We start from the raw sequence: 25,753 nt of genomic DNA, 5'->3' as shown, positions 1-25,753 counted from the left end.
GAATGTGATGTGGACAACATATACCAGTTTCGAAGCCATGAGACCGATGGTGGAGCAATTGTGTGAACCGGATACGAACGCGCGATCAATTCTTCGCCGGTGAGCCTCATCCTGAAGCCGTGCTTTAGGCTGGTGTCGATACCGACCCCAGTGGAAGAGAGAGCGCATATGCCGGTGAATACGGAGAAGCAGGGGGCCACGTTCTCCCTGCTTCAGCCCTATGAGGTCTCCAGGGAGGCGATCGTGGAATTCGCGCTCGCCACCGGAGCGAAGGCCGATTACCATTTCGACGCCGAGGCGGCCACCGCGCTGGGCTACCGCGACGTCGTCGCCCCGACCACCTTCGCCGTGATCATCGCGCAGAAATCGGAAGCTGCCTATATCTCCGACCCGGATTCGGGCATCGACTTCTCGAAGGTCGTCCACGGCTCCGAACAGTTCTCGTTCACCCGTCCCATCGTCGCAGGTGACTCCCTGTCCGCCGTCACCCACGTCGACGGAGTCCGGGCCGCCGGCAGCAACGCCATGATCACCACCCGCACCGAGATCACCGATGCCGCGGAGCAGCCCGTCGTCTCCGTGACCTCGACCATCGTCGTGAGAGGAGACGGAGAATGAGCGCCATCGACTTCTCCACACTGACCATCGGAGACACCGTCGTGGAGTCCGAGATCCCACTGTCGCGTGCCTCCCTCGTCGACTATGCTGCAGCCTCGGGCGATCACAATCCGATCCACTGGAACGAACGCTTTGCCCGCGAGGTCGGCCTCGACGATGTCATCGCCCACGGGATGCTCTCGATGGCGGCGGTCATCGCTCCGGTGGCCGAATGGCTCGGCGACCCCGGCGCGATCGTCGATTACCGGACCCGCTTCTCCGCCCCCGTCGTTGTCCCTGACGCCGATACCGGATCACCGGCGACCCCGACGACCTCGCTCAAGCTCACCGCCACCGTCGGTGCCGTCGACTCCGCTGTCGGCACGGCCCGCATCGACATCTCCGTGAAGTCCGGCGAGGCCGATGTCCTCAGCCGCACGCAGGTTCGGATCTCGGCGTGACCGAAGCCCACCCGCAGGAACTCTCCGGCTTCACCACCTTCCGCCTCGGCGGACCGGCCCCGCAGGTCACTGTCGCGAACACCCGAGACGAACTGCTCGACTTCTGCGCCGCCCACCCGCTCGAACTCAGCGGTCAGGAACGGTCCCGCGTCTTGTTCATCGGCGGCGGATCGAATCTGCTCATCGCCGATGCCGGATTCGACGGTGCGGTCTGCGTGGTCCGGACCACCGGAGTGGAGACGGCCCAGACCACGACGACCGACACCCGGGTCACCGCCGAAGCGGGGGAGGACTGGGACGCCTTCGTCGCCCACACTCTCGACCTGGGGCTGTCCGGGCTCGAAGCACTGTCCGGGATCCCCGGGTCGGTCGGTGCAACCCCGATCCAGAACGTCGGTGCCTACGGCACGGAGGTCGGCGAGCTCATCTCCTCCGTCGAGGTCTTCGACCGGGTGGCCGGTCAGATCCGCCACCTCACCGCAGTCGAACTCGAATTCGGCTACCGCACATCGGCGCTCAAGCGCGCCCAGATCGCGGCCGGAACCCCGCAGTTCGTCGTGCTCTCGGTGACCTTCGACCTCCAGCGCAGCGACGAGTCGCTGCCGGTGCGCTACGCTCAGCTCGCCTCGACTCTCGACGTCGAGATCGGCAGCCGCGTCCCGGCCGCACGGGTGCGCGAGAACGTCATTGCGCTGCGCAGGTCGAAGGGCATGGTCCTCGACGCAGCCGACCACGACTCCTGGTCGGCGGGATCCTTCTTCACCAACCCCATCGTCGAGAACGCCGAGATCCTGCCCGCCGAAGCTCCTCGCTACCCGGTGACCGATCCGCTCAGCGGAGCGAAGATCGAAGGGAAGACGAAGACCTCAGCGGCCTGGCTGATCGAACACGCGGGATTCTCCAAGGGCTTCAGCCTCGGTGAGGGACTGGCTTCGCTGTCGACCAAGCACACCCTGGCGCTGACGAATCGGGGACACGCGAGCACGGCCGATGTCATCGATCTCGCGTCGACCGTCGTCGCCGGCGTCGAGGACGCCTTCGACATCACCCTCGAACCCGAACCGACCTTCATCGGCTGCTCCATCGACGACGGGAAACGTCCTTAGACTGGTGGCCGTGTCATCACGACGGAGAATCACTGCACTCGTCATCACCGTGGCCGCAGTTGCGCTTGTGACCCTGCCCTGGGCGCTGTTCACCTCGCGCGCCGATCTCACCTTCGGCCCGCATGAGGCGCAGTACCGGATCACCGCGGATTCCCGACTCACCGTCGACTTCGGCCCCCTGGGCAGACTGCTCGTCCCCGCAGAGGATGTCATCCCCCTCGGCCTGGGACTGTACGTCGATATCGGTGAGATCCCCGTGTCCGGTGATACCGGCGACGACGAGCGACCTGCGGCCGATCCAGCGGAGGTGGCGGATCCCGGCGGGGGAACCGTCGACGCCCTCGGCGGCGACATCGCCTCCTACGCTTCTCTGTTCTCGGCCCCACAGGCGCAGATCGACCAGGTCATCGACGGACTCAGCCAGGAGATCCTCACCCGATGGGCGCTGGCCGTGTGCATCATCACCGGGGGACTCGCCGGCCTGGCTCTCTTCCTCGGGCCCGCCCGGGTCGACACCATCATCCGCGCCTTCGTCGGCAAGGAACTCCTCGGCATCGGACTGGTGCTCGTGCTCGTCCTCACCGGACTGGGCACCGTCGTTCTCAACCGTCCGAAGCCGATCGCGGCCGATCCGGCGTTCGAGGGCACGCCACTGGCCGGATCCCAGGTCACGGGCCGCCTCGGCGGAATCATCGACACCGCATTCGGCGCAGTGCAGGACTTCGCCGACGACAACGACGCCTTCTACGACGAGGTGCTCGCAGCCCTGCGAGCGCAATGGAACGACCGCCCGATCACCGGGAACTGGACCGATCGCGGACTCATCCCGACTGCCGGAGTCGGCGCACCCGCTGCCGACAGTGGTGGGGGCGAAGGGCAGAAGGGTGTGTCCACGTTCGTCTACGGCTCCGACATCCACTGCAATATCGGAATGGCCCGCGTCGTCGGTGCGGTGGCGGAGATGAGTCGGGCCGATGCCTATATCGACGGCGGAGACATCTCCATGACGGGCACCTCGGCCGAGAACTACTGCCTCGACGTCGTCGACGACGAACTGCCGGAGAAGCTGCCGCGCATGATCGTCAAAGGCAACCACGATTCCATGGAAACGACGCGGCACGCGAGGGCCCGCGGGTGGAACGTGCTCGAGGACTCCAGTGCAGAGATGGCCGGGGTGACCTTCTTCGGTGCCGCCGACCCGCGCCGGACCGTGTTCGGGTCCGGTCCGCAGCTGGAGACGGACCTCACCGCCGACCAATACGCGCAACGGCTGCGCGACGAAGCCTGCCAGGCCGATTTCGACATCATGCTCATCCACGATCCCGCCGTCGGCGGACCGAGCCTGCGCTCGGGCTGCGCCGACTACGCTCTCAGCGGACACTGGCACCGACGGGTCGGACCGGAGAACTTCGGTTCGGGAACCCGATACGTCAGCTCGACGACCGGGGGTGCACTGGCGAACGCCCTGACACCGGGACCGCTGAAGATGAACGCGGAACTGAGCATCATCCGCGTCGACAATGAGACGAAGCGCCCCATCGACGTGCAGATCATCACCGTCACACCCGACAGACAGGTGCGGATCGATCCCTGGGTGCGGTTCCCCGAACCCAGGCCCCTCGTGGGCCAACCGCCTGTCGATGAACCGGTGGGTGAGTGAGCGTCGACACGTTCGAGACATTGCTTCGACACTCGGTTCGACGAACAACGGTCGAGCACGGTATGCTCGTTTCTCGTGGTCGGACACCACAGAGATCGACACGATCGCTCAAGTCCGATCAGAGGGGTGTGGCGCAATTGGTAGCGCAACGGTCTCCAAAACCGTAGGTTGCAGGTTCGAGTCCTGTCACCCCTGCGCAGTTGACTCTGCCGAAGTCTCATCGGCCAGGCGCCGTCCTCGACCGGCACGAACAATTGTGAAGCCAAACGAAACCGACCGAGTGAGGATGTGTGAGCGACACACCGGCAAAGCAGACTGGCAGCGCACCCAACAGTGCCTCCGGTCCAAAGAAGCTCGGATTCTTCGGACGAATCCTGCAGTTCTTCCGCGAAGTGGTGGCAGAGCTCAAGAAGGTCGTCACTCCGACCCGGAAGCAGCTGCTCAACTACACGCTCGTCGTATTGGGCTTCATCCTGTTCATGATGCTTCTCGTCACGGGCCTCGACCTGGTCTTCGGCAAGCTCGTCGGCTGGGTGTTCGGCGGAACTCCGCTGTGGCCCCTGTGGTGATACGGCCTCAGCCGTGAACCACCCCAAGCTCAAACTTCACTCCCTACCGGGAATCACAAAACGCGAAGCGAGGAATTGATCGGTGTCGGATACCAACTCACCTGAGCAGGAGACCCCTGAGACCCAGGACGTCACTCCCGAGGAGTCGGGTGCCGCTGTGGTGCCCGAAACCGAAGAGACGGCCATCGACGCCGAGGCGACCGCCCCCGTCGAGTCCGCTGACGCTGACTCCGCTGGCGAAGCCGATACCGCTGACGCAGCCGACGGCGAGCAGGACGATGCTGCCGAAGACGTCGCCGACGCCGACGAGGTCGACCCGGCCGAAGAATTCAAGGCCGAGCTGCGCATGCAGGAGGGTGACTGGTACGTCATCCACTCCTACGCAGGCTACGAGAACCGCGTCAAGCAGAACCTTGAGAACCGCACCGTCAGCCTCAACCTCGAAGATTTCATCTTCGAGTCGCAGGTGCCGATGGAAGACGTCGTCGAGATCAAGAACGGACAGCGCAAGCAGGTCCGTCGTGTGCGCATCCCCGGCTACGTGCTCGTGCGCATGGAACTGACCGACGAGTCGTGGGGCGCCGTCCGCCACACTCCGGGTGTCACCGGGTTCGTGGGCAACGCATACGACCCGACTCCGCTGTCGATCGACGAGGTCTTCTCGATGCTCGCCCCGATCTTCGAAGAGCGCCAGGCCGAAGTCGCCGCTGCCGAAGGCCCCGCCGCCGAGGCTGCTGCGAAGTCCGCGCCCATCACCGAGGTGGAGTTCGAGGTCGGCGAGTCCGTGCTCGTCAAGGAGGGCTCCTTCGAGGGCCATCCCGCGACGATCCAGGAGATCCGTCCGGAATCGCAGAAGCTCACCGTGCTGCTGTCGATCTTCGAACGCGATGTTCCCGTCGAACTCGGCTTCGACCAGGTCTCGAAGCTCTGATCGCCATATAGTTTCACTGATCGCCTCGGCGCGATCGTGACCGAAGGGGCCCGGAAATTTCCGGGCCCCTTCGGCGTTCCCGCGCTCCCTGGCTCGGCCGCCTCGGCGAGGGGATTGTCTCGATCAAGGCTGAGCGCAGTCGTCGAACCGTCTGCGGGGCGATATCCGGGCCCGCGCTTGAACGACGGCGCCGAGGCGGTCACATCCGCCGGCGACGTTGTCCCGCCTCGGCGAGGGAATGATCGGGTGATGCCCCTCACGAGCATTTGCCCGCAGGCGGGCGCGCATGGAATACTGGTGTGGTTTGATTGCGGCCCTTATCGGAAGGCCGCCGTCGAACGATGTGCTGTATATGTCTGGCACATCGAAACCTCAAGATTAAGGACCGTACATGCCTCCCAAGAAAAAGGTAGCCGGCCTCGTCAAGCTCCAGATTCAGGCAGGTGCCGCTAACCCGGCTCCTCCGATCGGTCCGGCGCTTGCCCAGCACGGCGTCAACATCATGGAATTCTGCAAGGCCTACAACGCCGCCACAGAATCCCAGCGTGGAAACATCGTTCCCGTCGAGATCACCGTGTACGAAGATCGTTCGTTCGACTTCGTGCTCAAGACCCCGCCGGCAGCCGAGCTGATCAAGAAGGCCGCCGGAGTGAAGTCGGGTTCGGCTACTCCGCACACCGTCAAGGTCGCTCACCTGAGCGCCGACCAGGTGCGCGAGATCGCCACCACGAAGATGCCCGACCTGAACGCCAACACCCTGGATCAGGCCGACCGCATCGTCGCCGGAACCGCGCGTTCCATGGGCATCACCACCGACATCGAGGTCTGAGACCTCACCCCACACAGTGGCAGGGCCCACGCAGCCCACACCACGACTGCAAGGAGTAAAGCAGATGGCAAAGCGTTCGAAGGCCTATCAGGCCGCGGCTGAGAAGATCGCCGCAGATGTGAACTACGAACCGGCTCAGGCGATCGCCCTGGCCAAAGAGACCAACGTGGCGAAGTACGACGCCACGGTCGAGGTCGCTCTCCGCCTGGGTGTTGACCCCCGCAAGGCGGACCAGATGGTGCGCGGCACCGTCAACCTTCCGCATGGTACCGGTAAGACCGCTCGGGTCCTGGTGTTCGCTGCCGGCGACCGTGCAGAAGCTGCCCGTGAAGCAGGTGCTGACTACGTCGGCTCCGATGACCTGCTGGAGAAGGTGGCCGGAGGGTTCACCGACTTCGATGCCGCTGTTGCGACCCCCGACATGATGGGCAAGGTCGGTCGTCTCGGTAAGGTGCTGGGTCCCCGCGGCCTGATGCCGAACCCGAAGACCGGCACCGTGACCATGGATGTCGCCAAGGCCGTCAACGACATCAAGGGCGGAAAGATCGAATTCCGCGTCGACAAGCACTCGAACCTGCACTTCATCATCGGAAAGGTCTCCTTCTCCGAGGAAGCTCTGCAGGAGAACTTCGATGCTGCGATCGAAGAGATCCTGCGTCTGAAGCCGTCCTCCTCGAAGGGCCGCTACATCAGCAAGGCCACGATCACGACCTCGAACGGCCCCGCCGTTCCGGTCGACCACTCGGGTCTGCGCATCTGATCTGATCGATGCACCGGCAGAGGGCGGGAAGCGATTCGTTCGCTTCCCGCCCTCTTCCTTCCCAATTGCTACCTGACGGCGGCCCAGCAACCTCGCGCGAGGTTGCTGGGCCGCCGTCAGGTAGTTCGGGGAGTGGACGGGCTCTTGTCCGCAGGCGGGTTCGCGATTAGATTATGAGCAGTTGAGGCTCTCTTCCGACACCCGCCGATGGAGGTGGACCGTCCGCCATGGATTCGACGCTGCTGCTCGAAGACACCTATCAGCGTGCTGTTCGCCGCGCACATGAGCGTCTGGCCGGGCCATCGGATCCGCTCCTCCCTGCACCATCGTGGGAGCCTGGGGTGCGCGCCTCGGTGTTGGAATCCTGGGACCGGTCTCTGGCCCGGCTGCGCGACCCCGACAGCGTGGAGGTCCAAGTCCCGTTCGAAGCCGATCGCCTCGCCGAGGTGCGCCGACGCCATCCCTTCCACGCGATCATGCCGCTGCTGCGATCCCACCTCATCGAACCCGCCAAGGATGCCGGTCTGCTCGCCGCCCTCGGCGACGAACAGGGGCGATTGCTCTGGGTCGAGGGGGAGCGAGGCGTGCGCAACCGCGCCGAAGCCATGGGATTCGTGTCCGGCTCGGACTGGTCCGAAGAGGTCATGGGCACCTCCGCCCCGGCGCTGGCTCTGCGCTCGGGCCGCCCGGTGCAGGTCAGCCGCGCCGAACATTTCGCGCCCGACGTCCATTCCTGGAGCTGCAGTGCGGTCCCCGTCAACCACCCTCTGACCGGGCAGGTCATCGGCATCATCGATGTCACTGGGGGCGACGACGCCGTGTCCTCTATCGTGCTGCCGCTGCTGTCCTCGACAGCCAAGGCCGCAGGTGCCCAGCTGTCCCAGCTCTTCACCCCGCAGCAGATGCTCACCGGCACCGAGGCGGTCGGAACCAGACTCACCGTGCTCGGTCCCAGCCCCGCCTTGGCAAGCCCGAACGGCACCCGGATCCCGCTGACCCGCAGGCACGCCGAGATCCTGCTCCTGCTGCACCGGTTTCCCGACGGCATCAGCGGAGCCGGTCTGGTGGAGCGGCTGTGGACGGTCGGCGGCAGCGAAGTCACGGTCCGGGCGGAGATCAATCGTCTGCGCAGAACGATCGACAGCCTCGGCGATCTGCGCATCGATGCGCGCCCCTATCGACTTCGCGGGGATGTCGATTCGGATCTTGAGCGAACTGTTCAGGCGCTGGCCAAAGGTGACGCGGATTCGGCCCTCGAACAATTCATCGGAACCGTCCTGCCGGACTCCGATGCTCCGGGAGTGCGGGAGATAGGAGCAGAAGTCAACGCACTCATGCGCGAGACCCTGCTGCAGGACGGAACCTGGCAGCAGCTGTGGCGGTTGGCCGATCTTCCCGACTTCCGTGACGACGTCGAAGTCCTCATGACCGTGCTGCGTCTGGCCCCGCCCGAGGCCGCCGAACGCAACGCCGCGGTCGTGCGTCTGGAGGCGCTGGGTCTCTGAATTCGGCGAACCCATCGCGGTTCGGTGTGCGGGACGGTTCGACCGCCTCGGCGATATGATGCAACCCACATGCAACGTTGCGCTCGGTAGCGTCGTGGTCACACGGAGCAATCCGGTGGAATCAGACGCATCAAAGGAGTTGCAATGACTGTCTACGCACAGCCCGGTCAGGACGGGTCGCTCGTCACGTTCAAGTCCCGCTACGAGAACTTCATCGGCGGTCAGTGGGTGCCGCCGGTCAAGGGCAACTATTTCGAGAATCCCAGCCCGGTCACCGGCAAGACCTTCACGGAGCTCCCGGCCAGCACCGCCGAGGATATCGAACTCGCTCTCGATGCCGCGCACAAGGCGGCTCCGGCCTGGGGCAAGACGGCGGTGGCCGAACGGGCCAACATCCTCAATCGGATCGCCGATCGCATCGAAGAGAACCTCGAGACGCTCGCCGTCGCCGAGACCTGGGACAACGGCAAGGCGATCCGTGAACCCCTCAACGCCGACCTGCCGCTGGCAGTCGACCACTTCCGCTACTTCGCCGGAGCGATCAGGGCGCAGGAGGGCGGACTCTCGCAGATCGACGAGGACACGGTGGCGTATCACTTCCACGAGCCGCTCGGCGTGGTCGGTCAGATCATTCCCTGGAACTTCCCGATCCTCATGGGCGTGTGGAAGATCGCTCCGGCGCTGGCCGCGGGCAATGCGATCGTGCTCAAGCCCGCCGAGCAGACTCCGGCGTCGATCCTCGTCCTCGTCGAACTCATCGCCGACCTTCTGCCCGAGGGCGTGCTCAACGTCGTCAACGGCTTCGGCCTCGAAGCCGGCAAGCCGCTGGCGTCGAACAAGCGGATCTCGAAGATCGCGTTCACCGGTGAGACGACGACCGGCCGCTTGATCATGCAGTACGCCTCGCAGAACATCATCCCGGTCACCCTCGAGCTCGGCGGAAAGTCGCCGAATATCTTCTTCGAGGATGTTTTGGCCAAGGACGACTCGTACGCGGACAAGGCCCAGGAGGGCTTCACGATGTTCGCCCTCAACCAGGGCGAGGTCTGCACCTGCCCGTCGCGTGCACTCATCCAGGAATCGATCGCCGATCCCTTCCTCGAGAAGGTCGTGGCCAGGACGAAGAAGATCGTCCAGGGCAACCCGCTCGACACGGACACGATGATGGGCGCCCAGGCCTCGAACGACCAGTTCGAGAAGATCATGTCCTACCTCGACATCGGCCGTCAGGAAGGCGCCGAGGTGCTCACCGGCGGCGGCAAAGCCGAACTCGACGGGGATCTGGCCGGCGGATTCTACGTGCAGCCGACGATCTTCAAGGGCACGAACAAGATGCGCATCTTCCAGGAGGAGATCTTCGGGCCCGTCGTCTCGGTCGCGACGTTCTCCGACTACGCCGACGCTTTGGCCACGGCCAACGACACGCTCTACGGCCTCGGCGCCGGAGTCTGGTCCCGTGACGGCAACACTGCCTACCGGGCCGGTCGTGAGATCCAGGCCGGGCGAGTATGGGTGAACAACTACCACGCCTACCCGGCCCATGCGGCTTTCGGCGGGTACAAGGCTTCGGGCATCGGACGCGAGAACCACAAGATGATGCTCGACCACTACCAGCAGACGAAGAACTTGCTCGTCAGCTATTCGGAGAACGCCCAAGGCTTCTTCTGACCCAATTGCTACCCGACGGCGGCGCAGCAACCTCGCGCCAGGTTGCTGGGCCGCCGTCGGGTAGTTCTTCCACCTCAAGTTCAAACCCCGCATCGCTTCATGAACCATCATCACAAAGGAGAGAATGATGTCCGCTATGAAAGCTGCAGTAGTCGAGGGTTTCGGCCAGGAACTGGTCGTCGGGGACAATGCGATTCCCGACCCCGGCCCGGGCCAGGCCTTGGTCAAGCTCGTCGCCTCCGGCGTCTGTCACACCGATCTCCACGCCGCCCATGGTGATTGGCCGGTCAAACCGAAGGTGCCGCTCATCCCGGGACACGAAGGAGTCGGCATCGTCGAAAAGGTCGGCGAGGGCGTCACCGATGTCGAGGTCGGACAGATGGTCGGCAACGCTTGGCTGTGGACCGCATGCGGGACCTGTGAGCACTGCCGTCAGGGATGGGAGACCCTCTGCGAATCCCAGGTCAACGGCGGCTACGGCGTCGACGGCTCCTTCGGCGAGTACATGCTCGTCGATACGAAGTTCGCCGCCATCATCCCCGACGGTGCCGATCCCTATGAGATCGCACCGGTCCTCTGCGCCGGCGTCACCGTGTACAAGGGACTCAAACGCACCGAGGTTCAGCCGGGCCAATGGGTCATCATCTCCGGAATCGGCGGACTGGGACACATCGCCGTCCAGTACGCGGTCGCCATGGGCATGCGCGTTGTCGCCGTCGATGTCGCCGACGACAAGCTGGCGCTGGCGAAGAAGCACGGTGCCGAAATCACCGTCAACGCTTTCGCCGAGGTTCCGGCCGAGATCATCCAGGACAGGATCGGCGGCTCACACGGAGTCCTCGTCACCGCCGTCCACCCCGCGGCGTTCGGTCAGGCGATCGGAATGACTCGCCGAGGCGGCACCATCGTCTTCAACGGACTGCCGCCCGGTGACTTCCCGGCTCCGATCTTCGACATCGTGCTCAAGGGCCTGACGATCCGAGGTTCGATCGTCGGCACCCGACAGGACATGGTCGAGGCGTTGGAATTCTATGCCGCCGGCAAGATCCACCCGACGTTCACGAAGCGACCGCTCGAGGACATCAACGCGATCTTCGACGAGATGGAACACGGCAAGATCGACGGCCGCGTCGTCATCGAATACTGACGAACCTGCACACCCGAGCCCTAGAACTACCCGACGGCGGCGCAGCAACCTCGCGCCAGGTTGCTGCGCCGCCGTCGGGTAGTGTGGGAGGGGTCTCGGTGGTCGGATTGGACTTGCCGCGACAGACTTCGTTAGACTTGAACCACCCAAGACCGTCGGTCTCTGTGGAATCATCGGAATTCGCCATCGAATCCCGGTGCCCGCAGACGAAGACTCCTAGAGAGTGACCCGCGCAGGTGAGCTCGAAATCCTTCCGTCGGATTCCTCTGGAATCGACGGCCAAGCGTTTCACGCCTTCCTGCGTGGAGCGCTTTTTCTGTTGTCGGGGCAGACCGGACGACTTATGAAAGGAACACCATGGCGAGGCCAGACAAGGCAGCCGCAGTCGAGGAGATCAAACAGCAGTTTGAGAACTCCGACGCTGTGTTGCTGACCGAGTACCGCGGTCTCACCGTCGCGCAGATGAAAGAACTGCGCGTCTCTCTCGGTGAGAACGTCAGCTACGCCGTGGTAAAGAACACGCTGACCAAGATTGCAGCCAAGGAAGCCGGAGTCACCGGTCTCGATGAGCACCTCAATGGGCCCACCGCGATCGCGTTCGTCAACGGCGAACCACCTGAGGCTGCCAAAGCTCTGCGTAACTTTGCCAAGGCGAACGACAAGCTCGTGGTGAAGGGCGGCTACTTCGATGGAGCCGCGCTCAGCCCCGAACAGGTCAACCAGCTCGCCGACCTCGAATCCCGCGAAGTGCTGCTTGCAAAGGCAGCCGGTGCCATGAAGGCAAGCCTCCACCAGGCGGCTTACCTCTTCACCGCTCCGCTGGTCAAGGCCGTGCGCACTGTCGATGCCCTCCGCGAGAAGCAGGACGACGCTCCTGCCTCCGACGCCTGAGCATCACCACAAACCGAACCGGTCGCTGATCGTGACCAAAACAGGAAGGACTAGCCACCATGGCTAAGCTCACCACCGACGAGCTCCTCGAGGCTTTCAAGGAGCTCACCCTCATCGAACTGTCCGAGTTCGTCAAGAAGTTCGAAGAAGAGTTCGACGTCGAGGCTGCCGCTCCGGCCGCCGTCGCCGCTGCTCCTGCCGCTGGCGGAGCCGGCGAAGCCGCTGCTGAAGAGCAGACCGAATTCGACGTCATCCTCGAATCGGCCGGCGAGAAGAAGGTTCCCGTCATCAAGGAAGTCCGTGGACTCACCTCCCTCGGACTCAAGGAAGCCAAGGACCTCGTCGACGGAGCTCCCAAGGCCGTCCTCGAAGGCGCTTCGAAGGAAGACGCCGAGAAGGCCAAGGAGACCCTCGAGGCTGCCGGCGCCACCGTCACCCTCAAGTGATCTTCTGCGCAGCAGCCTGACTGCTGCATAGGCTTCGAACCCCCACGGTCCGCCGTGGGGGTTCTCTGCATCCCCACCGGGAATGCCCACTCCAACAGGAATGCCCTCATTCGCCGAGGATGTCCGCCCGTCCCGTGTCGATGTGACCGATTCGGAACACCGATCGACAAGGGCCGGGCAGAAGCTGAACTATCCTTGACTGGTGACTGAGACGACGAGCTACGCCCGCGCACAGCAGCAGTTGCGCGACCGCATCCGCGGAACCTGGGCGCAGCATCCCCTCTACATCGACGAGATCATCAGGCCCGGACTGACCGAGAGTCAGATCAAGACCATTCGGCAAGCCTCACAGCAGACCGAGGGCACCGGCCTCACCCACTATCTCGCGATCATTCCCGGACTCCTGACCATGGGCTACGGCGATTGGGCGAAGTTCACCTCCGACTTCGCCTTCGACATGCATCAGGAATCGGGGGAGAAGCAGACCCTCGTCCTCTTCAGTGAAGGCGAGACCTCCGCCCGCTCGTTCGCCTACCTCGTCACCGACAACGGACCCGTCGTCCCCACGGGTGCCCCGGAACTCATGAAGTCCAGCAGCGACGACTTCATCCCCGTCGAACTTGCCGTGCCCTACTATCTGCAGGTCCTCGTCGCCGCCGCCAAGGGCACCGAACCTCCCCCGGCACCGGATTTCGACACCCGCGACGTCGGTGACCGCGATGAGGACTACATCGAACGCTTCGGCCTCGACAACTCCGACCCCGACGCGCTCGTCTTCGGTGCCACGGCCGTCGCAGCCCTCGGTGCGACCCTGTGGCTACTGCATCGCCGTCATCGCTATTCCTGGCGGTCGGAGCTGACCACGAATCCCGAACTGGTCACGTCGCACAAACTGAAGAAGGCCGTCACCGAGGCGGCTGGCCCGATCCCCGAACCCGACCATCCCGATGACGACACGTGGGCCCTGTATGACCGAGGCAGACGAATCCAGGATGCGCTGGCGGCTCTGACCGCGGCCCACCCGGATTGGGCAGAATCGGTCGACTTCGCCCACCGCAACGGGGTGTTCGTCCTCGTCGCCCTCGACCGTTGGCTGCGCCGACAGCTGCGCAGACGCTCCAGCCGAGTCGAAGACGAACCGCGCTTCTGCTTCCTCTTTCCGCATCATCGCAACGACATTGAGGACCATGTGCTCAAACAGTCGGGCCGCAGCCTCACCGTGGGGCTGTGCGCCGACTGTCGTCAGGAGCTGGCGACCGGCCACGACCCTGAACGACTGATGGTGCCCAAACGTCCCGGCTCCACCCGTGCAGTTCCGTACTTCCAACGCGATGACGCTTATGCACTCTCCGGTTTCGGCAGTTTCCAACCTCTCGACGAGGCGGTGTTGGATGAAATGAGCCCACAGCGCTCCGCTGCTGTCGGAAGGAGCCGATGATGGCCGCCGGAAGCGTGCGTTCGAACACCCCACTCGACTGGCTCATCGCCGTCGTCGCGGTCGCCGCAGTGTCGATCGGCGCCACTCTGCTGAGCACACATCTGTTCGATCAGGCGAAGGCCGAGAGGATCACCGCAGCCGACAGTGGCGCGATCGTCGTCGACTCGATCTACGACGACCGCATCGAAGGCGCCCATGACCCGAACTACGCAACAGGCCGCTACCAGGCGATCGCGAAGTCCTTCGCAGCAGATCCCGTCTACTTCGACGGCTACCCGGAGTTCGAGATCGAAGAGGGCGATGTCGACTCCATCCGCGCAGAGATCGCCGACGCCGACAGCCCGATCTATGTGGCGTTCCTCAACGTCTCGGATCTCGACGATGCCGATGGAGACCTCGATCTGTTGGCGGCTCGGATCGTCACCGAGATGGATGACCCCGAGGCTGCAGTGCTTACGGTCGACGCCACCGGACGCATGGGATTGGCGGAGAAAGACCTCATCCGACCTTCGCTGCTGACTCTGTCGGGGGACTTCGACGACAGCGACTCCGATGCCGCGCTCGCGGGAGTGCGTAAGATCAGTGCTGCCGAGACCGAGGATGTCGAATCGCGCTACTCGCACCGTCACGATGACGACGGGAACCCAGAGGTGACCTCCGAGGACACGACGAAGGACCCGCACACGCTGTCGTACAGCACCGGCGGCGCTGTGGCCGGAGCCGTCTTCGGCATCCTCGTCGGCGCGGGAATCGGCGTCGGAACATACTTCATCCGCCGCGCACTGAAGAAACGGACAGCGAAGCAGTGACCCAACAGGCCCAGACGATCGCCGAGGCGCTCAACACCGATCCCGTCTACGTGACGAATGCCGCGAAGGGGGAGATCAATGAAGCGCTGCTGCAGAAGGCGGAGACGAAGATCGACAGCCTCGACTTCGATGTCTACGTCATCGTCACCGGAGGCGAGGGTGCCGATCCGGATCTGCTCGAGCAAGTCAAGGTCTTCAACGGCGATGAGGGGGCGTTCATCATGATCGATACGAACACCGACCTCGCCGTCGACTACACCTTCGAGGACCAGCACGATCTGCAGATGCAGGTGATGGAGCAGATGTCGGTCGGGCGCGAACAATGGAGCCACAGCACTCCGTCGCAGACGAAGCTGAACATGCTCCTCGACCTCTACGCCGATCCGCAGGAAGCACCCGAGTACGAAACCGGACAGGAGGCCTCGGGCAGCGAGGTGCAGACGGTCGACGGTTCGAACTCGACAGCCACTCTGTTCCTCGGCGGAGCGGTTCTGGTGCTGGCTCTGGTCATCGCCGTCATCTGGTTCGCCAGGTCTCGGCGAGAGCGGGCGAAAGCCGCCCGCACCCGCCGCCGCTTCGAACTGCCCGCTCGACTGCTCGACCGGGTCGATGACCTGCAGCGGAAGACCCTGCGAGAAGGACTGAACGAGGACACGACAGAGCTGGCCGACGAGATCACGCAGCTGCAGACCCAGGACCTCAGCACCACAGATGCCGAGGGAGTGGAAAGAGCGCTCGACGCCTACCAGATGGCCAGATCCATCGTCGACGACACCGAGGCCGAACGCATCGACCTCGCCGGGGCCATGGTGCTGCTGCGTCAGGCCGGACGCGAGATCGCCGAGGTGAAGCTGCACAGATCGACCAAGCGCGGGGCGAGGACCGGAAAGTCCGATTCTGCCCGCTCTACTGGCTCGACGAAGTCAGCAAAGACGCGGGGACTCCCGCAGAGTCTGTGCACTGTCAACCCCCTCCACGGAGAGGCGCGATCGAATCAGCTGGTGAGCACCGAGCGCAAGGGACACTTGGCGGGAAAGAGCGTTCGCGTCCCCGTCTGCAGCAGCTGCCTGTCCGATCTGCACTCCGGCCGCGAACTGCAGTGGATCTTCGACGGCGACCGACCCTACGTCGAGGGCCGCAGCGTTTGGGCACAGACGCTGTTCGGAGCGATCGGCGGCGATCTCGTCACCGCCCTGCACCGGCACGGCTCCTAGGAAAACGGCCGCCTGAGTCCACTCAGTCAGTGCGCGTCCGACCGTTGCTCAGGCGGGTCCGGAATCAGACCAGGCGGTGCTCCCGGGGAATCGTCCGATCATGATCACCCGGCATGGAGCGGGCGGGCAGAGCCACCTCGGCGTCTCCCTGATCGATCCTCATCCCCTCGATATCGGCGAGCTGCCGGGAAACGAAATCACGGTCGACCGGGACCCCGTGACCGGGAACGAAGGTCCTCGCTTCAGGAAACGACAGCAGGGTGTGCAGGCTCGATGCCCATTCGCTCAAGGAAGCATCGGCCCCGGCCTGAGGTGCATCCGCCTCTTCGACGAGGTCGCCGGTGAAGACGATGCCGAACTCGGGCAGTCGGACGACGAGGTCGGCCGTCGAATGTCCTCCGAGCACATGGAACTCGACCGGACAGCCACCGAGGTCGAGGTGCCACACATCACCGGGTGTCGGATCGACGGGCGAGACGTCGACGATGAGCTCACCGGGATCCGTGGGTAGGCTCGACCGATATTCCTCCGGGAAGTCACCGCCCGCGACTCCGTCGAGAGCGATCCAGGCCGTGGCCTCCTGATCGGCGGCGAACGATGAAGATGCGTACACGGCGGTGACCCCGGCGGAGACGGCTGCGGCGGCGCCGAAGAAGTGATCCCAATGATCATGGGTGATCGCGAGCTCGATCGCGCGGGGATGGCTGCCTCCGATCTCCTCGCCGAGGCGGCCCGCCCGCTCCACCAGATATGCGGCGGCCGCGGGGCCAGGGCCCGCGTCGACGAGCAGAGAGCGATCGGCGCCGACGATGATTCCGCAGTTGACTGCGGCCGGATCGAAGCTGAGGATACTCACTCGTGTCATGGTCGCAGTCTAGAATGTCTCCCACCGGCTGTCAGCGCGACGATGCGCGAAGGAGACATTGCAATGCGAGGCGGCCATCAGGGACGACAGAGGCCACAGATGGAGATCACCCGGATCAGGTCCGGACACGGCGACCCGGCGGCAATCGAGGCATTGATACCCGAGCTGCTGGCTTTCGACACTGTCATCAATCGAGCATCCGGGCTGGGGGAGGACTTCGACCCGATTCCCGAGGATGTGCGGCACGCGCTGACCAGCAGGAGCGAGTACCGGACTACGCTCACATGGATCGGTCGCAACCACGGAGACATCGTCGCCAGGGGCACTGCAGACCTGCGTCTGACGAGCAACACCGACACCGCAGAGCTCTGGTGCGCGGTCCGACCCGATCTGCGCCGACGAGGACTGGGCGCGGCCCTGCTCGAGCGGATGGAGTCCGACCTGGCGGCAGACGGACGGACCGCGCTGTCGACCTATTGTGAGATCCCGGAGTCTGTCAGAACTGCCGACCTGCGCGGCGCCCATCTTGCCGCCGAGACCGGTGCCGGGACGCTGCCGGTCGCTCTGCCGGAAGTGTCGTTCCTCAGCGCTCGCGGATACGGGCTCGCGCAGATCGAACGGTGCTCCGTCGCTCCGACCGCAACTGCGGCCGAGCTCGACCTCGGTGCCATGGCCGACGACTACGTCATCGAGACATGGCGAGGTCCGGTCCCGGAACAGCGGCTCGAGCACATCGCACTGTGCAAGCGACGGCTGAGCACCGACGTGCCGGGAGCAGCGAAATTCGGGGGAGAGGAGACCTGGGGCGGTGAGCGGGTGAGGGCCCTCGACGCAGAGAAGGAAGCAAAGGGCGAATCCATGGCCACGGCGCTCGCCCTCCTCGACGGGGAGCCGGCGGGATACACGCAGGTCGGACACTCGGCCGATCGGCCGACCGTCGGGTGGCAGGGCGGAACCCTGGTGCTGAGCGAGCATCGTGGCCACCGCCTCGGCGCCAGGCTCAAGATCGCCAATCATCGCAGCCTCGCCGAGAACACGGCGGTCGACCGGGTGTACACGTGGAACGCCGTGGAGAATTCGTGGATGCTGGCGATCAACGATCAGGCGGGATTCGCCACGTGGGCCTGGGTGGGGATGTGGACGAAGAATCTGCACTGAAACCGCCGTCTTGCCAGACTTGACCAGATGCTATAAGCTTGATATTTGCATCGTTCTGCCTGTGGTGTGCCTTCATATAGCGGTGGGCACAGCATTTCCACTCAAGTGAACCATGCCGACGCCGGGAGTCGAAATCTGACACACCCCGTATATGTCGTGGATGTCCGGACGTCGCCGGAGTGAGTGGGCAGACGAAGTATCAGATGGTGAAGCACTCGGAAGGAACCAATTGGCCGCCGCCAACGACAACACCAGGACCGCTAATCCCCCCAAGAGAATTTCCTTCGCGAAGATTCGCGAGCCCCTCGAGGTTCCCGATCTGCTCGGTCTGCAGACGGACAGCTTCGACTGGCTGATCGGATCGGAGGCGTGGCAGGACCGCGTCGCCGAGGCCATCGAGTTCGGGGACGACTCAGTCGCAACCACCTCGGGACTCGAAGACATCTTCGAAGAGATCTCGCCGATCGAAGACTTCGGCGGATCCATGTCGCTGTCGTTCCGCGAGCACCGGTTCGAAGCTCCAAAGTACTCGATCGATGAGTGCAAGGAACGCGATATGACCTACTCGGCGCCGCTGTACGTCACAGCCGAGTTCATGAACAACAACACCGGCGAGATCAAGAGCCAGACCGTGTTCATGGGTGACTTCCCCCTCATGACCGACAAGGGCACGTTCATCGTCAACGGCACCGAGCGCGTCGTCGTCTCCCAGCTCGTGCGTTCGCCCGGCGCCTACTTCGAATCCAGCGTCGACAAGACCACGGACAAGGACATCTTCACCGCGAAGATCATCCCGTCCCGCGGTGCCTGGCTGGAGTTCGAGGTCGACAAGCGCGACCAGGTCGGTGTTCGCCTCGATCGCAAGCGCAAGCAGTCCGTGACTGTTCTGCTAAAGGCCCTCGGCTGGTCCGAAGCGAAGATCCTCGAAGAGTTCGGCGAGTTCGAATCGATCCGCGAGACGATGGCCAAGGACACCGTCACCACGCAGGACGAAGCGCTACTCGACATCTACAAGAAGCTGCGCCCGGCAGAGCCCGCGACCGCTGAGGCCGCTCGCAACCTGCTCAACAACCTGTACTTCAACCCGAAGCGCTATGACCTGGCCAAGGTCGGCCGCTACAAGGTCAACCGCAAGCTCGGCGTCGAAGCCCCGCTGTCGGACTCGGTGCTCTCCACCGAGGACGTCGTCGCCACCATCCGCTACCTCGTGTCTCTGCACGCCGGAGTGGACACGGCCAAGGGCACCCGCGACGGCGAAGAAGTCGAGATCAGCGTCAAGCTCGACGACATCGATCACTTCGGCAACCGCCGCATCCGGGCCGTCGGCGAGCTCATCGAGAACCAGATCCGCACTGGTCTGTCCCGGATGGAGCGCGTCGTGCGCGAGCGCATGACCACACAGGACGTCGAGGCGATCACCCCGCAGACCCTGATCAACATCCGCCCCGTGGTGGCTGCGATCAAGGAGTTCTTCGGCACCTCGCAGCTCTCGCAGTTCATGGATCAGAACAACCCCCTCGCGGGTCTGACCCACAAGCGCCGTCTCTCCGCACTGGGGCCCGGCGGTCTCTCGCGTGACCGTGCTGCCATGGAAGTCCGTGACGTGCACCCCTCGCACTACGGCCGCATGTGCCCGATCGAGACCCCCGAAGGTCCGAACATCGGTCTGATCGGTTCGCTGGCGTCCTACGCCCGCATCAACCCCTTCGGCTTCATCGAGACGCCTTACCGCAAGGTCGTCGACGGTGTCGTAACCGATGAGACGCAGTACCTGACCGCCGATGACGAACTCGAGTTCAACATCGCCCAGGCCAACGCACCGCTGACCGACGACCAGCGTTTCGCCGAGGTCGAGGTCCTGGCCCGTCCGAAGGGCGGCGGCGGTGAGGCCGAGCTGGTCCAGCACGACCAGATCGACTTCATGGACGTCTCCGCACGACAGATGGTATCCGTGGCTTCGGCTCTGATTCCGTTCCTCGAGCACGACGACGCCAACCGCGCCCTCATGGGTGCGAACATGCAGCGTCAGGCCGTGCCGCTGGTGATGGCCGAATCCCCGGTCGTGGGCACCGGCATGGAATACCGTGCCGCCGTCGACGCCGGCGATGTCATCACCGCTGAGAAGTCCGGTGTCATCACCGAGGTCTCGGCCGACTACGTCACTGTGCTCGCCGACGACGGAACCCAGCTGACCTACAAGGCGGCGAAGTTCAAGCGGTCGAACCACGGCACCTCGTACAACCAGCGCATCCTCGTCGACGAAGGCGACCGCGTCGAGGCCGGAACCGTCCTCGCCGACGGACCGTCCACCGAGAACGGCGAGATGGCTCTGGGCAAGAACCTCCTCGTGGCGTTCATGTCCTGGGAAGGCTACAACTACGAGGATGCGATCATCCTCTCGCAGCGTCTCGTCCAGGACGATGTGCTCTCCTCGATCCACATCGAAGAGCACGAAGTCGATGCTCGCGACACCAAGCTCGGTGCCGAAGAGATCACTCGGGACATCCCGAACATCTCGCCCGATGCTCTGGCCGACCTCGACGATCGCGGAATCATCCGCATCGGCGCCGAGGTCACCGACGGTGACATCCTCGTCGGCAAGGTCACCCCGAAGGGTGAGACCGAGCTGACCCCGGAAGAGCGCCTGCTGCGGGCGATCTTCGGTGAGAAGTCCCGTGAGGTCCGCGACACCTCGCTGCGTGTTCCCCACGGCGAGATCGGCACCGTCATCGGTGTGCGCGTCTTCGACCGCGAGGACGATGACGAGCTCTCGCCGGGCGTCAACCAGATGGTCCGCGTCTACGTGGCTCAGCGCCGCAAGATCACCATCGGTGACAAGATGGCCGGTCGTCACGGAAACAAGGGCGTCATCTCGACGATCCTGCCGGTCGAGGACATGCCGTTCCTCGCCGACGGCACCCCTGTCGACGTCATCCTCAACCCGCACGGTGTTCCCCGTCGTATGAACATCGGACAGGTCTTCGAGGTTCACCTCGGATGGATCTCGAAGCAGGGCTGGAAGATCGAGGGCAACCCCGAATGGGCTGCCGAGCTGCCCGATGCCGCTCGCGAAGCCGAGGCCGGCACCAACCTGGCCACCCCGGTCTTCGACGGTGCGCACGAGCAGGAGCTGCGCGGACTGCTGGATTCGACGACCCCGAACCGCGATGGGGACCGCCTCATCGACTCCTCGGGCAAGGCCCAGCTGTTCGACGGACGCTCCGGTGAGCCGTTCCCGTACCCGATCTCGGTCGGCTACATGTACATGCTCAAGCTCCACCACCTCGTCGACGACAAGATCCACGCGCGTTCGACCGGACCGTACTCGATGATCACCCAGCAGCCGCTCGGTGGTAAGGCGCAGTTCGGTGGTCAGCGCTTCGGTGAGATGGAAGTCTGGGCCCTCGAGGCCTACGGCGCCGCCTACACCCTGCAGGAGCTTCTGACGATCAAGTCCGATGACATCCCAGGCCGTGTGAAGGTCTACGAAGCCATCGTCAAGGGTGAGAACCTGCCCGACCCGGGAATCCCGGAGTCGTTCAAGGTCCTCATCAAGGAGATGCAGTCCCTGTGCCTCAACGTCGAAGTCCTGTCTTCCGACGGAGGCCATGTCGAGATGGGCGAGTCGGAGGACGAGGTCTACCGCGCCGCCGAAGAGCTCGGCATCGACCTCTCCCGCCGCGAAGCACAGACCGTAGAAGAAGTCTGAGGACTTCCACTTCAACCGACACAACTTTTTGATGAACGATTCGTTCATCGCCAGGAAAGAGGATTTACGTGCCTGACGTCAATTTCTTTGATGAACTGCGCATCGGTCTTGCCACCACGGAGAACATCCGCGGCTGGTCACACGGTGAGGTGAAAAAGCCTGAGACCATCAACTACCGCACCCTGAAGCCGGAGAAGGACGGACTCTTCTGCGAGAAGATCTTCGGACCGACCCGTGATTGGGAGTGCGCCTGCGGAAAGTACAAGCGAGTCCGCTTCAAGGGCATCATCTGCGAACGCTGCGGCGTCGAGGTGACCCGTGCCAAGGTGCGTCGTGAGCGGATGGGCCACCTCGAGCTCGCGGCTCCCGTCACCCACATCTGGTACTTCAAGGGTGTGCCCTCGCGCCTGGGGTACCTGCTGGACCTGGCTCCGAAGGACCTCGAAAAGGTCATCTACTTCGCGGCCTACATGATCACATCGGTCGACGAGGATTCCCGTCACCGTGATCTGCCCAGCCTGCAGAACAAGATCGACGTCGAGAAGCAGCAGATCGGCACCTGCCGTGACGCCGACATCGACCGTCGTGCCAAGAAGCTCGAAGAGGATCTCGCCGCACTCGAGGCCGAAGGCGGAACCGCCCAGGCCAAGAAGAAGCTGCGCGACACCGCTGAGAAGGAAATGGACAAGCTGCGCAAGAACGCCGACCGCGAGGTCGACCGTATCGAGCAGGTGTGGGACCGGTTCAAGAACCTCAAGGTCAACGACCTTGAAGGTGACGAGAGCCTGTACCGCGAGATGTTCCACCGCTTCGGCCTGTACTTCACCGGTGCCATGGGTGCCGAAGCCATCCAGAAGCGCCTCATCGACTTCGATCTCGAAGGCGAAGCCGAGAAGCTGCGTGAGCTCATCGCCACCGGCAAGGGACAGCGCAAGACCCGTGCGCTCAAGCGCCTCAAGGTCGTCAACGCGTTCCTGACCACCGACAACAACCCCGAGGGCATGGTCCTCGACGTCGTTCCGGTGATCCCGCCGGAGTTGCGCCCGATGGTGCAGCTCGATGGTGGACGATTCGCGACCTCGGATCTCAACGACCTCTACCGTCGCGTCATCAACCGCAACAACCGCCTCAAGCGTCTGCTCGACCTCGGTGCTCCCGAGATCATCGTCAACAACGAGAAGCGGATGCTGCAGGAGGCCGTGGACTCGCTGTTCGACAACGGACGTCGCGGTCGTCCGGTGACCGGACCGGGCAACCGCCCGCTCAAGTCGCTGTCGGACATGCTCAAGGGCAAGCAGGGACGCTTCCGTCAGAACCTGCTGGGTAAGCGTGTGGACTACTCGGGTCGTTCGGTCATCGTCGTCGGTCCGCAGCTGCACCTGCACCAGTGCGGTCTGCCGAAGACCATGGCTCTCGAGCTGTTCAAGCCCTTCGTGATGAAGCGCCTGGTCGATCTCAACCACGCTCAGAACATCAAGTCGGCCAAGCGAATGGTCGAGCGCCAGCATCCGCAGGTGTGGGACGTCCTCGAAGAGGTCATCACCGAACACCCCGTGCTGCTCAACCGTGCACCGACCCTGCACCGTCTGGGCATCCAGGCGTTCGAGCCGCAGCTCATCGAGGGTAAGGCCATCCAGCTGCACCCGCTCGTCTGCTCGGCGTTCAACGCTGACTTCGACGGTGACCAGATGGCTGTGCACCTGCCGCTGAGCCCCGAGGCGCAGGCCGAGGCCCGCATCCTCATGCTCTCGGCCAACAACATCCTCAAGCCCTCGGACGGCAAGCCCGTGACCATGCCTTCGCAGGATATGATCATCGGTCTGTTCCACCTCACCTCCGAGCGCAAGGGACTGGCCGGCGAGGGCCGTGCGTTCTCCGGTATGGGCGAAGCCATCATGGCCTTCGACCGCGGAGAGCTCGACCTCGGTTCGCCGATCACCATCCGCCTGGAAGACGTCGTTCCCAACGCGGACATGGAGCTCCCTGAGGGCTGGGAGGCCGGCGACCCGCTGGACGTGGCGACCACCCTGGGCCGCGCGACGTTCAACGAGTACCTGCCTGCCGACTACGCGTTCGTGAACTCCACGATCGACAAGAAGGCCCTGAGCCGGATCGTCAACCACCTCGCCGAGGAGTACCCGAAGGTCGAGGTTGCCCACACGCTGGACAACTTCAAGGCCGGCGGCTTCCACTGGGCCACCCGCTCGGGCATTACCATTGCGATGTCGGATGTCGTCTCACCCGAGGCGAAGACCGAGATCATCAACGATGCCGAGGTTATCGACACGAAGGTTCAGCAGCAGTACGAGCTCGGTGCACTCACCGACGACGAGCGCCGTAACGAGCTCGTCAAGCTGTGGACGGAGACGACGGAGAAGGTCGACCAGATCATGCGCACGAACTTCCCCGTGGAGAACTCGGTGCTGCGTCTGGTCGAGTCCGGTGCTTCCGGTAACTGGATGCAGGTGCGTCAGCTGGCCGGTATGCGCGGACTGGTGACGAACCCGCAGGGTGAGATCATCCCGCGTCCGATCGTGTCGAACTACCGTGAGGGACTCGCCGTGCTCGAGTACTTCATCGCCTCGCACGGTGCTCGTAAGGGTCTGGCCGATACCGCTCTGCGTACCGCTGACTCCGGTTACCTGACCCGTCGTCTCGTCGACGTCTCGCAGGATGTCATCATCCGCGCGGCAGAGGCCGAGTCGAACAAGGGCATCACCCTGCCGATCGCCGAACGCGATCACGAGGGCAATCTGGTTCCGCACGAGTACGCCGAGACCAGCGTCTACGGTCGTCTCACCGTCTCCGATGTCACCGACGCCGAGGGCAATGTGCTCCTTCCGGCCAAGTCCGATGTCACCGGTGCAGTGGTGGACATGCTCGTGGCCAACGGCATCGAGGAGCTCAAGGTCCACTCCGTGCTGACTGCCGATTCAGATGCGCAGATCTCCGCCGAGCACTACGGTCGCTCGATGGCGACCGGCCAGCTCGTCGACATCGGCGAGGCCATCGGCACCGTCGCAGCACAGTCGATCGGTGAGCCCGGTACCCAGCTGACGATGCGTACGTTCCACACCGGTGGTGCCGCCGCTTCGACAGGTGATATCACGCAGGGTCTGCCGCGTGTGACCGAGCTCTTCGAAGCTCGCACACCGAAGGGCTTCGCCCCCATCGCCGAGGCGACCGGACGGGCGAAGATCGACGACAGCCGCAAGACCCGCTTCGTCATCATCACCCCTGATGACGGCAGCGAAGAGATCGAGCACGCAGTGTCCAAGCGCGCCCGTCTCATGGTCGAGGACGGTCAGCACGTCAAGGCCGGAGAGCAGCTCATCGTCGGTGCCGTCGATCCGAAGCAGGTGCTGCGCATCCGCGGACGCCGTGAGGCCGAGCGCTTCCTCGTCGAGGAAGTTCAGAAGGTCTACCGATCGCAGGGCGTGGGCATCCACGACAAGCACATCGAGGTCATCGTGCGGCAGATGCTGCGTCGCGTGACCGTGATCGAGTCGGGCGATACGAATCTGCTGCCCGGCGAGCTCGTCGACCGCGGCCGCTATCAGGCGGAGAACCGTCGTGTGGTCGCCGAAGGCGGCCAGCCGGCATCGGCTCGTGACGAGCTGATGGGCATCACGAAGGCTTCGCTGGCCACCGAGTCGTGGCTGTCGGCCGCGTCCTTCCAGGAGACCACCCGCGTCCTCACCGAGGCGGCCATGGAAGGCAAGTCCGATACGCTCATGGGTCTCAAGGAGAACGTCATCCTCGGTAAGCTCATCCCTGCCGGCACCGGCCTGCAGACCCACCGCAACCTCGTGGTGGAGCCGACCGAAGAGGCCAAGGCCGAGATGTTCACCAACAGCTACGGCGACTTCTACGCAGGCATCGGAGCCGATTCCGGTTCCGCCATCCCGCTGGAAGACTACGACTACGGAGCATTCAGCTGATCAGCTGATCTCCCGGCCGTAAGGCAGACAGGAGGGGCATCCACCATTC

At 64.0% G+C, this 25,753-nt stretch carries 20 protein-coding genes and 1 tRNA gene; 20 read left to right on the top strand and 1 reads right to left on the bottom strand.

Annotated features, from left to right (window positions below; translation table 11 throughout):
- Nucleotides 1–168 precede the first annotated feature (168 nt).
- The 17 genes from D3I60_RS10980 to D3I60_RS10900 all read left to right on the top strand — a co-directional run bounded on the left by D3I60_RS10980 (nucleotide 169) and on the right by D3I60_RS10900 (nucleotide 16,031).
- On the top strand, nucleotides 169–618 hold the full coding sequence (locus D3I60_RS10980; RefSeq protein ID WP_262776296.1) for a MaoC family dehydratase N-terminal domain-containing protein: 450 nt from the start codon (nucleotides 169–171) through the stop codon (nucleotides 616–618).
- The gene (locus D3I60_RS10975) at nucleotides 615–1,058 is read left to right on the top strand and encodes a MaoC/PaaZ C-terminal domain-containing protein (protein WP_262776294.1); all 444 of its coding nucleotides are present in this window, start codon (nucleotides 615–617) and stop codon (nucleotides 1,056–1,058) included. Before D3I60_RS10980 ends, D3I60_RS10975 begins: the two co-directional genes overlap by 4 nt.
- Nucleotides 1,055–2,164, top strand: a complete 1,110-nt coding sequence (locus D3I60_RS10970) for a UDP-N-acetylmuramate dehydrogenase (protein ID WP_262776292.1) — start codon at nucleotides 1,055–1,057, stop codon at nucleotides 2,162–2,164. Before D3I60_RS10975 ends, D3I60_RS10970 begins: the two co-directional genes overlap by 4 nt.
- Nucleotides 2,165–2,174: 10 nt before the next feature.
- Entirely contained in the window at nucleotides 2,175–3,824 is a 1,650-nt protein-coding gene (locus tag D3I60_RS10965) for a metallophosphoesterase family protein (RefSeq protein WP_262776290.1), read from the top strand.
- A 122-nt stretch (nucleotides 3,825–3,946) separates the two neighbouring features.
- A tRNA-Trp gene (locus D3I60_RS10960) sits at nucleotides 3,947–4,019 on the top strand.
- A 95-nt stretch (nucleotides 4,020–4,114) separates the two neighbouring features.
- The gene (secE, locus tag D3I60_RS10955) at nucleotides 4,115–4,393 is read left to right on the top strand and encodes a preprotein translocase subunit SecE (protein WP_101547325.1); all 279 of its coding nucleotides are present in this window, start codon (nucleotides 4,115–4,117) and stop codon (nucleotides 4,391–4,393) included.
- Between the two features lie 82 nt (nucleotides 4,394–4,475).
- Nucleotides 4,476–5,324, top strand: a complete 849-nt coding sequence (gene nusG, locus D3I60_RS10950; protein ID WP_262776288.1) for a transcription termination/antitermination protein NusG — start codon at nucleotides 4,476–4,478, stop codon at nucleotides 5,322–5,324.
- Nucleotides 5,325–5,715: 391 nt separating this feature from the next.
- On the top strand, nucleotides 5,716–6,153 hold the full coding sequence (rplK, locus tag D3I60_RS10945) for a 50S ribosomal protein L11 (protein ID WP_025776636.1): 438 nt from the start codon (nucleotides 5,716–5,718) through the stop codon (nucleotides 6,151–6,153).
- A gap of 64 nt (nucleotides 6,154–6,217) precedes the next feature.
- Nucleotides 6,218–6,913, top strand: a complete 696-nt coding sequence (gene rplA, locus D3I60_RS10940; RefSeq protein ID WP_101555448.1) for a 50S ribosomal protein L1 — start codon at nucleotides 6,218–6,220, stop codon at nucleotides 6,911–6,913.
- A gap of 227 nt (nucleotides 6,914–7,140) precedes the next feature.
- The gene (locus D3I60_RS10935; RefSeq protein ID WP_262776286.1) at nucleotides 7,141–8,418 is read left to right on the top strand and encodes a helix-turn-helix domain-containing protein; all 1,278 of its coding nucleotides are present in this window, start codon (nucleotides 7,141–7,143) and stop codon (nucleotides 8,416–8,418) included.
- 144 nt (nucleotides 8,419–8,562) lie between these two features.
- Nucleotides 8,563–10,086: an acetaldehyde dehydrogenase ExaC gene (gene exaC, locus D3I60_RS10930; protein WP_262776285.1), complete on the top strand. Its 1,524-nt coding sequence runs from the start codon at nucleotides 8,563–8,565 to the stop codon at nucleotides 10,084–10,086.
- A gap of 127 nt (nucleotides 10,087–10,213) precedes the next feature.
- Nucleotides 10,214–11,233: an alcohol dehydrogenase AdhP gene (gene adhP / locus D3I60_RS10925; protein WP_262776283.1), complete on the top strand. Its 1,020-nt coding sequence runs from the start codon at nucleotides 10,214–10,216 to the stop codon at nucleotides 11,231–11,233.
- 357 nt (nucleotides 11,234–11,590) lie between these two features.
- Complete coding sequence (gene rplJ / locus D3I60_RS10920; protein WP_062244493.1) at nucleotides 11,591–12,124, top strand: 50S ribosomal protein L10; 534 nt, start codon at nucleotides 11,591–11,593, stop codon at nucleotides 12,122–12,124.
- Nucleotides 12,125–12,183: 59 nt separating this feature from the next.
- Nucleotides 12,184–12,570: a 50S ribosomal protein L7/L12 gene (gene rplL / locus D3I60_RS10915; protein WP_101546927.1), complete on the top strand. Its 387-nt coding sequence runs from the start codon at nucleotides 12,184–12,186 to the stop codon at nucleotides 12,568–12,570.
- A gap of 202 nt (nucleotides 12,571–12,772) precedes the next feature.
- Nucleotides 12,773–14,008 carry a hypothetical protein gene (locus D3I60_RS10910; protein ID WP_262776280.1) on the top strand — a complete coding sequence of 412 codons (1,236 nt, stop codon included), beginning with the start codon at nucleotides 12,773–12,775 and terminating at the stop codon, nucleotides 14,006–14,008.
- Nucleotides 14,008–14,817, top strand: coding sequence for a hypothetical protein (locus D3I60_RS10905; protein WP_262776279.1), 810 nt, complete (start codon nucleotides 14,008–14,010; stop codon nucleotides 14,815–14,817). The genes D3I60_RS10910 and D3I60_RS10905 overlap by 1 nt, the downstream gene beginning before the upstream one ends.
- A complete protein-coding gene (locus D3I60_RS10900) occupies nucleotides 14,814–16,031 on the top strand; it encodes a hypothetical protein (protein ID WP_262776278.1) in 1,218 nt (405 codons plus the stop codon). Before D3I60_RS10905 ends, D3I60_RS10900 begins: the two co-directional genes overlap by 4 nt.
- Nucleotides 16,032–16,095: 64 nt before the next feature.
- On the opposite strand, the gene D3I60_RS10895 is transcribed toward D3I60_RS10900, so the two are convergent.
- Nucleotides 16,096–16,896: an MBL fold metallo-hydrolase gene (locus tag D3I60_RS10895; protein WP_262776276.1), complete on the bottom strand. Its 801-nt coding sequence runs from the start codon at nucleotides 16,894–16,896 to the stop codon at nucleotides 16,096–16,098.
- A 99-nt stretch (nucleotides 16,897–16,995) separates the two neighbouring features.
- On the opposite strand from D3I60_RS10895, the gene D3I60_RS10890 reads away from it, so the two are divergent.
- The 3 genes from D3I60_RS10890 to D3I60_RS10880 all read left to right on the top strand — a co-directional run bounded on the left by D3I60_RS10890 (nucleotide 16,996) and on the right by D3I60_RS10880 (nucleotide 25,704).
- Nucleotides 16,996–18,054, top strand: coding sequence for a GNAT family N-acetyltransferase (locus D3I60_RS10890; protein WP_262776274.1), 1,059 nt, complete (start codon nucleotides 16,996–16,998; stop codon nucleotides 18,052–18,054).
- Nucleotides 18,055–18,283: 229 nt separating this feature from the next.
- Complete coding sequence (rpoB, locus tag D3I60_RS10885) at nucleotides 18,284–21,763, top strand: DNA-directed RNA polymerase subunit beta (protein WP_262776273.1); 3,480 nt, start codon at nucleotides 18,284–18,286, stop codon at nucleotides 21,761–21,763.
- Nucleotides 21,764–21,831: 68 nt separating this feature from the next.
- Nucleotides 21,832–25,704 carry a DNA-directed RNA polymerase subunit beta' gene (locus D3I60_RS10880; RefSeq protein ID WP_346659567.1) on the top strand — a complete coding sequence of 1,291 codons (3,873 nt, stop codon included), beginning with the start codon at nucleotides 21,832–21,834 and terminating at the stop codon, nucleotides 25,702–25,704.
- The last annotated feature ends 49 nt before the right edge of the window (nucleotides 25,705–25,753 follow it).

It is taken from the genome of Brevibacterium permense (assembly GCF_025506275.1).
Lineage (GTDB): Bacteria > Actinomycetota > Actinomycetes > Actinomycetales > Brevibacteriaceae > Brevibacterium > Brevibacterium permense_A.
Note: the sequence above shows the minus strand (reverse complement) of the source record. Positions and strands in the feature narration are given on the sequence as shown.